Source organism: Jannaschia seosinensis (genome assembly GCF_001408515.1).
GTDB classification, from domain to species: Bacteria; Pseudomonadota; Alphaproteobacteria; order Rhodobacterales; family Rhodobacteraceae; genus Jannaschia; species Jannaschia seosinensis.
The window spans coordinates 1-6,198 of record NZ_CYPR01000052.1 but is presented as its reverse complement, the minus strand read 5'-3'; the positions used below and the strand labels follow the sequence as shown (position 1 = coordinate 6,198).

Here is a 6,198-nt window from a genome sequence, read left to right as displayed (position 1 = left end):
CCCGCAGGCGTGTCGATCCGCTTGGGTTTGTAGCCGTTGGCATAGCCGTGACGCTCGGGCGTGCGCTCATAATGGCTCGCGCCGAGAAACCGCTCCCGTTCGATCTGCATCGCCAGCTCGAAAGCCCGCGCGAACACCGATGCGATCTCGCCGGGCCCGTGCTCGATCAACTGTTCCAAGACCGCCTCAAGCGCCGTATCCTTCCGCCTGTCCATTCGTTCTTCTCCATGGTTGTGTTGCAACTCCATGGAACACCAGAATGGGCAGCTCGTGCTGGGGGGGCGCCCCAGCACGAGCTCACGCCCCGCGTCTCAAGCGAATTTCCAGCCCTGAGGGTACAGTACCGCTGGTTCGGCAGCTTTGAGGCTGCGCCTTACCTCTTATGCGGGACATCGTGGATTCCCCTTCATCTGTTCAGGTCCAAAACCAAAGTAGGGGATCGACCCAGCTTTCCTGCGGCTCTGAAAAGCCTAGGGGGCGACGGTCCAATCCCCTCCCGAGGTTTCCACAGTTCGGTCCTCCTGGGGAGACGTCCCGCATACAGAGACGTCCCACAGGAAAGATAAGAGGGGGACGCTCCAGCGATCTCGCTCATGGCTCCTAAGGCGCACAATCGATCTAGTGGATGTTCCGCAATATCCCGCAAAGCACTTGGTATCGCGTTAAAGGTTAATGATTGCTAATCTCTGTCCGCCCCGTAAACCCGGACTGCGGCCGATATGAGGCCAAGCGCCAAGAATACCACGAACAGTATTTCGGCTGCGCCGGCTGATGCGGCAGCGAACCCTCCGAAGGCGAATACTCCGGCCAAGAGCGAGATCGATATGAAGACGACGGCCCAGTACATGGCTGTCTCCCGTTAGTCTGCTGCGACGGTGACGATTGTCGACACGTTCATGGTCATCCAACAGCATCCGAAGTGCTTGGTTCCCACAGACGACGTGAATCTGTCGCGAATTCTGGAGTCCCGGTCCCAACGCGAAATTGCGTTGCAATCGGGTGACACCGCTCGGCTCCGTGCCTCACGAACGCCGCTATTTCTAGACGGATGTCGTACCATCGAGCTTGTAATCGGACGAGACGGATTGGTGCAGGACCGTCCGCGCATTCGGCAGGTCGTTGCCCTCCGTCTTGGCGGCGGCGACGTCCGGCGCCAAATCGGTCCAACGTACCATCAGCCGGCGCCGCAACTCGGCTTCGGGCACGTAGATCTGTACCGTGAGGTCCCAGAAACCTTGCAGGTCCCGCCAGCCCGGCGCATCGAGCAGGAGGTAATTTCCCTCGAAAAGCGCAATTTCGGCCCGCAGCGTCCCGCCATGGGGAACGGTCGCATCCGCGTTCCGGTCGAAGGTCGGGAAGTCGACGTCGCCTCCCTCGCGCACGGCCTGGATCAGCGCGGCGAGACCATCTACGTCAAACGTTTCCGGCGCGCCTTTGCGGGCGCGCAGCCCCTTTGCATCGAGTGTTGCATTGTCGAGGTGAAAGCCGTCCATCGGTACGACCTGCGTCGGGCGTCCGGCGGCGTTGACTGCCTTGGCGAGCTTTGCGGCAATTGTCGACTTGCCGGCCGCCGGCGGTCCGGCCAAGGCAACCAGTTGACGCCCGGGTGGCAGCGCGGCGATCCGGGCGGCCAGGTCCGTCAGAGAAATCATGCGGTCAGCCAACGCAGCGCAGCCCGGTAGCCTTCGGTCCCAAGCCCCGCAATCACGGCATCGGCGCGGGCGGAGACATAGGAATTGTGCCGGAACGGCTCCCGCCGATGGATATTGGAGATATGAACTTCCACGACGCGGCCCTCATAGGCCGACAGCGCGTCAAGGATCGCGACCGACGTATGCGAAAAGGCACCGGGATTAATGATCACCGCCTCCTGCGTGCCGCGTGCATCCTGGATCCAGTCCACGAGCTGTCCTTCGTGGTTTGACTGACGGAAGGTCAGGTCGGCGATCTCCAGCGCACGGCAGGACGCCTCCACGTCGGCGAGGGTTTCATGGCCATAAATCTCCGGCTGTCGCTGCCCGAGGAGGTTCAGGTTCGGGCCGTTCAGGATCAGGATGTTCATTCAGTCCTCCGTCGACGAACGGTCTAGCGGAGCCTTGAATGTTTTCCAATCGGACAAAGAAAAGGCGCCCCGAAGGGCGCCCTCGATCCGGATGGAGAGCCGGATTCAGCAGCTGTAGTAGAGCTGGTACTCGATCGGGTGCGGCGTGTGCTCGTACTTGTACACCTCGTCCCACTTGATCGCCATGTAACCCTCAAGCTGGCTGCGGGTGAACACGTCGCCGGCGAGCAGGAATTCGTGGTCCTTCTCCAACTCGTCCAGCGCCTCGCGGAGCGATGCACAGACGGTCGGGATCGACGCCAACTCCTCCGGCGGCAAATCGTAGAGGTCCTTGTCCGACGGATCGCCCGGGTGGATCTTGTTCTTGATCCCGTCGAGGCCGGCCATGAGGAGCGCCGCGAAGGCGAGGTAGGGGTTCGCCGCAGGATCGGGGAAGCGGGCCTCGACGCGCTTGGCCTTGGGCGACTCGGTCCACGGGATCCGCACGCAGCCCGAACGGTTGCGGGCCGAATAGGCCCGCAGCACCGGCGCTTCGAAATTGGGGATCAGGCGCTTGTAGCTGTTCGTCGTGGGGTTGGTGAAGGCGTTGAGCGCCTTGGCATGCTTGAGGATGCCGCCGATGAAGTAGAGCGCTTCCATCGACAGGTCGGCATACTGGTCACCTGCGAAGAGCGGCTTGCCTTCCTTCCAGATCGACATGTTCACATGCATGCCCGTGCCGTTGTCGCCCGCAATGGGCTTGGGCATGAACGTGGCTGACTTGCCGTAGGCATGCGCGACGTTGTGGATAACGTACTTGTACTTCTGGATTTCGTCGGCCTGCTTGGTGAGGGAGCCGAAGATGAGACCCAGCTCATGCTGGCAGGATGCGACCTCGTGGTGGTGCTTGTCCACCTTCATGCCGATCCGCTTCATGGTCGACAGCATCTCGGAGCGCAGATCCATCGCCGCGTCGATCGGGTTGACCGGGAAATAGCCGCCCTTGATGCCGGGCCGGTGGCCGGTGTTGCCCATCTCGTACTCGGCATCAGAGTTCCAGGACGCGTCCGCGGCGTCGACCTCGAAGCTCACCTTGTTCATCGTGTTCGAGTAGCGAACGTCGTCGAACAGGAAGAATTCCGCTTCGGGGCCGAAGAAGGCGGTGTCGCCGATGCCCGACGACTTGAGATAGGCCTCGGCCTTCTCGGCGGTGCCGCGCGGATCGCGGTCATAGCTCTCGTTGGTATCCGGCTCGACGACGGTGCAGTGCACGCACAGCGTTTTCTCGGCATAGAACGGGTCGATATAGACGCTCTCGGTGTCGAGCATCAGTTTCATGTCCGAAGCTTCGATGCTCTTCCAGCCCGCGATGGACGAGCCGTCGAACATGAAGCCTTCTTCGAGGAAATCCGCGTCGACCTGATCGGCCATTACGGTGACGTGCTGCAACTTGCCGCGCGGGTCGGTGAAGCGGATATCGACGTACTCGATCTCCTCGTCCTTGATCTGCTTGAGGACGGCGTCCTTACTCATGGGGTTCCCTCCGGTTGATTGTCCCCGCTCAGGGGCATTGGGATTTTTTGTGCGGTCCGGTCAGATGGCGTCGTCGCCGCTCTCACCGGTGCGGATGCGGATGGCCTGGTCAACCGGCGAGACGAAGATCTTGCCGTCGCCGATCTTGTCGGTGCGCGCGGCTTGAACGATTGCCTCGATGGCGCCGTCCACCATGTCGTCCTGCACGACGACCTCGACCTTTACCTTGGGCAGGAAGTCGACGACATATTCGGCGCCACGGTAAAGTTCGGTATGACCTTTCTGGCGGCCGAATCCTTTCACTTCGGTAACCGACAATCCTTGGATGCCGATGTCCTGAAGCGCTTCCTTCACCTCGTCGAGCTTGAAGGGTTTGATGATGGCCTCGATCTTTTTCATCGTGTGGCGAACTCCTCCCGACCTCGCTGGCGGGGATTGCAGGCTGGACGCCCGGGGGCAATCGGGGGAGGGTCGAGGCGCAAGACGGATGCAGGAGATCTGGCGGCGTTTGATGCACATTCGAGCATGCCGCCCATTTTTTGNGCAGATGGAGAAGTCATGGCCGAGATACTGCTGAACGCTGCCCGGATGCGAGCTTTGGAACAGGCGGTCATGGTATCCGGCCTCGTGTCCGGGCGTGAGCTGATGGAGCGCGCGGGCCGCGGCGCGGTCGCCGCCATCGAGACGGAATGGCCCGGTCCCGGCACCATGCCAAGGCGGGCGGGGGTGCTTTGCGGGCCGGGCAATAACGGGGGCGACGGATTCGTGGTGGCGCGTCTGCTGAGGGAGAAGGGGTGGGAGGTCGAGGTCTTTCTCTATGGCGATCCCGAGAAGCTGCCGCCAGATGCGCGCACGAATTACGAGCTCTGGTCGAAGATCGGGGAGGTGCATAACCTTCCGGAGGAGCACACCGAAGATCCGCTGTTATATGTGGGCAGGCCGGACCTCTGGATCGATGCGGTTTTCGGAATCGGTCAGACGCGCGCATTGCCAGATGCGGTGGTGGATGTGCTGCACCGGATCGGCGGCGGGTCGAGTGATCGTGCGGCGCCGGTCGTCGCGATCGACCTGCCGAGCGGCCTGTCCTCCGACTCTGGCAAGCCGCTTCAGGCCTTCCGCCCGGCTGCCGACCTGACCGTCACGTTCCACGGCCGTAAGCCCGGCCATCTGCTTGCCGACGGGCCGGCCTGCTGTGGAAATGTGCGCGTCGTCGACATCGGCCTTGGCTCTGGCGGCAATCTTCCGAGCGGTTGGAAAAGCGGGCAGGCGGCTGCATCCGGCGAAACGACACGAGCGGAGGGCCGGATGCCGCTCGTCCGCCTCATCTCGGCCGAAGATGTCCGCGCCCTGTCGTCCAAGGAACTGGGACATAAATACGATCACGGTCATGCCTTGGTCTTGGCCGGCCCGATGGGCCGCACCGGCGCGGCGCGATTGTCGGCCCGTGCCGCTCTTCGGATCGGTGCAGGGTTGGTGACGGTGGCGGCGCCCGGCTCGGCTATGATGGAGTGCGCCGCACAGCTTACGGCAATCATGCTGCGGCGCTGCGACGATGGCGCCGCTCTGCGCGACCTGTTGGACGATTCTCGCCTGAACGTGGTTTGCCTCGGGCCGGGGCTTGGCACCGATAAGCGTGCGGCGGGCCTGGTCGAGGCGGCACTCGCCTCCGGGCGGACCTGCGTTCTGGACGCGGATGCCCTGACGGTGATTGCGGGGCATGAAAGCTTGTTCGCCGCGCTCCACGGATCCTGTGTTCTGACGCCCCATGCCGGAGAGTTCGCGCGCCTGTTCCCGGACATTGCCGAACGCCTGAACGCCCCGGAGGAGGCAACCTATTCCAAGGTCGAAGCCGCCGGCGATGCCGCCTCGCGGGCGGGCTGCACCGTACTTTTCAAGGGGCCGGACACGGTCGTCGCGGACGCATCCGGGTGCGTGGCTCTCAATGCCGCTGTCCGTGAACGCGCCGCGCCTTGGCTGGCGACGGCAGGCACCGGTGATGTGCTGACCGGACTGGTCGGCGGGCTGCTTGCGCGCGGGCTTTCCCCATTCGATGCCGCTTGCTCCGCTACCTGGCTTCATGTCGAGGCGGCGCGGGCTTTCGGTCCCGGACTTGTCTCCGAAGACCTGCCGGAGATGCTGCCGCACATCTTTGCGTCGCTAAACACGTCTGGGTGTTAGCCCGCATAATTCATGAAGCTGCGGACTTGTGCTCCGTGGGATGGTTTCCCCGGTCTCGGTTTTCTTGCGCGCACCCGGTGTTTGCGTCCGGTTGGCAAGCCGGCCGGTGACTTGGGTCTTGGGCGATACGGGTTGATGTTTCGGGGTTTGTCGGGGCGCATGCGTCAGGCTGTTTTCGGTGGGGCGAGGGCGTCGAAGAGAAGGAGGAGAAGTCCCTTTCGGGGACACGATGCCGGCAGNGTCACGATGATCCGGGTCTTCTTTTCGACGATGGTGGCGGCCAGCTTGACGAGATGCAGCCGCAGCGTGTCGAACTGGGCGCGGCGCCACGGTGAGCGCTTCGGGCAAGCCGCGCGGAGCTTCCACCAAATCCAGTAGGCGCAGCCGTGCAGCATCAGGCGCATCTGGCTGGCGTTCGCCTTCGAGCACGACGTCCGGTCTGCTGC

Annotated in this window: 7 protein-coding genes; 1 reads left to right on the top strand and 6 read right to left on the bottom strand. The window is 63.0% G+C overall.

What is annotated here, in order from left to right:
* The 5 genes from JSE7799_RS04630 to JSE7799_RS04610 all read right to left on the bottom strand — a co-directional run.
* Nucleotides 1-215, bottom strand: a 215-nt coding sequence (locus JSE7799_RS04630) for a transposase (RefSeq protein ID WP_186201841.1), incomplete at its 3' end; no start/stop codon positions are given.
* 825 nt (nt 216-1,040) lie between these two features.
* On the bottom strand, nt 1,041-1,652 hold the full coding sequence (locus JSE7799_RS04625; RefSeq protein WP_055662569.1) for a nucleoside/nucleotide kinase family protein: 612 nt from the start codon (nt 1,650-1,652) through the stop codon (nt 1,041-1,043).
* Nucleotides 1,649-2,062, bottom strand: a complete 414-nt coding sequence (gene aroQ / locus JSE7799_RS04620) for a type II 3-dehydroquinate dehydratase (RefSeq protein ID WP_055662568.1) — start codon at nt 2,060-2,062, stop codon at nt 1,649-1,651. Before aroQ ends, JSE7799_RS04625 begins: the two co-directional genes overlap by 4 nt.
* 105 nt (nt 2,063-2,167) lie before the next feature.
* Nucleotides 2,168-3,574 carry a type I glutamate--ammonia ligase gene (gene glnA, locus JSE7799_RS04615; RefSeq protein WP_055662567.1) on the bottom strand — a complete coding sequence of 469 codons (1,407 nt, stop codon included), beginning with the start codon at nt 3,572-3,574 and terminating at the stop codon, nt 2,168-2,170.
* Between the two features lie 60 nt (nt 3,575-3,634).
* On the bottom strand, nt 3,635-3,973 hold the full coding sequence (locus JSE7799_RS04610) for a P-II family nitrogen regulator (RefSeq protein ID WP_055662566.1): 339 nt from the start codon (nt 3,971-3,973) through the stop codon (nt 3,635-3,637).
* Between the two features lie 159 nt (nt 3,974-4,132).
* On the opposite strand from JSE7799_RS04610, the gene JSE7799_RS04605 reads away from it, so the two are divergent.
* Nucleotides 4,133-5,752, top strand: coding sequence for an NAD(P)H-hydrate dehydratase (locus JSE7799_RS04605; RefSeq protein ID WP_055662565.1), 1,620 nt, complete (start codon nt 4,133-4,135; stop codon nt 5,750-5,752).
* 164 nt (nt 5,753-5,916) lie between these two features.
* Here the strand turns inward: JSE7799_RS04605 and JSE7799_RS04600 are convergent.
* Nucleotides 5,917-6,198: transposase (locus JSE7799_RS04600; RefSeq protein WP_186201840.1), on the bottom strand; the 282-nt coding region annotated here is incomplete at its 5' end.

Coding starts and splice junctions, on each gene's coding strand:
- JSE7799_RS04605 (WP_055662565.1), top strand. CDS start 4,133: ATGGCCGAGATACTGCTGAACGCTGCCCGGATGCGAGCTTTGGAACAG.
- aroQ (WP_055662568.1), bottom strand. CDS start 2,062: ATGAACATCCTGATCCTGAACGGCCCGAACCTGAACCTCCTCGGGCAG.
- JSE7799_RS04610 (WP_055662566.1), bottom strand. CDS start 3,973: ATGAAAAAGATCGAGGCCATCATCAAACCCTTCAAGCTCGACGAGGTG.
- glnA (WP_055662567.1), bottom strand. CDS start 3,574: ATGAGTAAGGACGCCGTCCTCAAGCAGATCAAGGACGAGGAGATCGAG.
- JSE7799_RS04625 (WP_055662569.1), bottom strand. CDS start 1,652: ATGATTTCTCTGACGGACCTGGCCGCCCGGATCGCCGCGCTGCCACCC.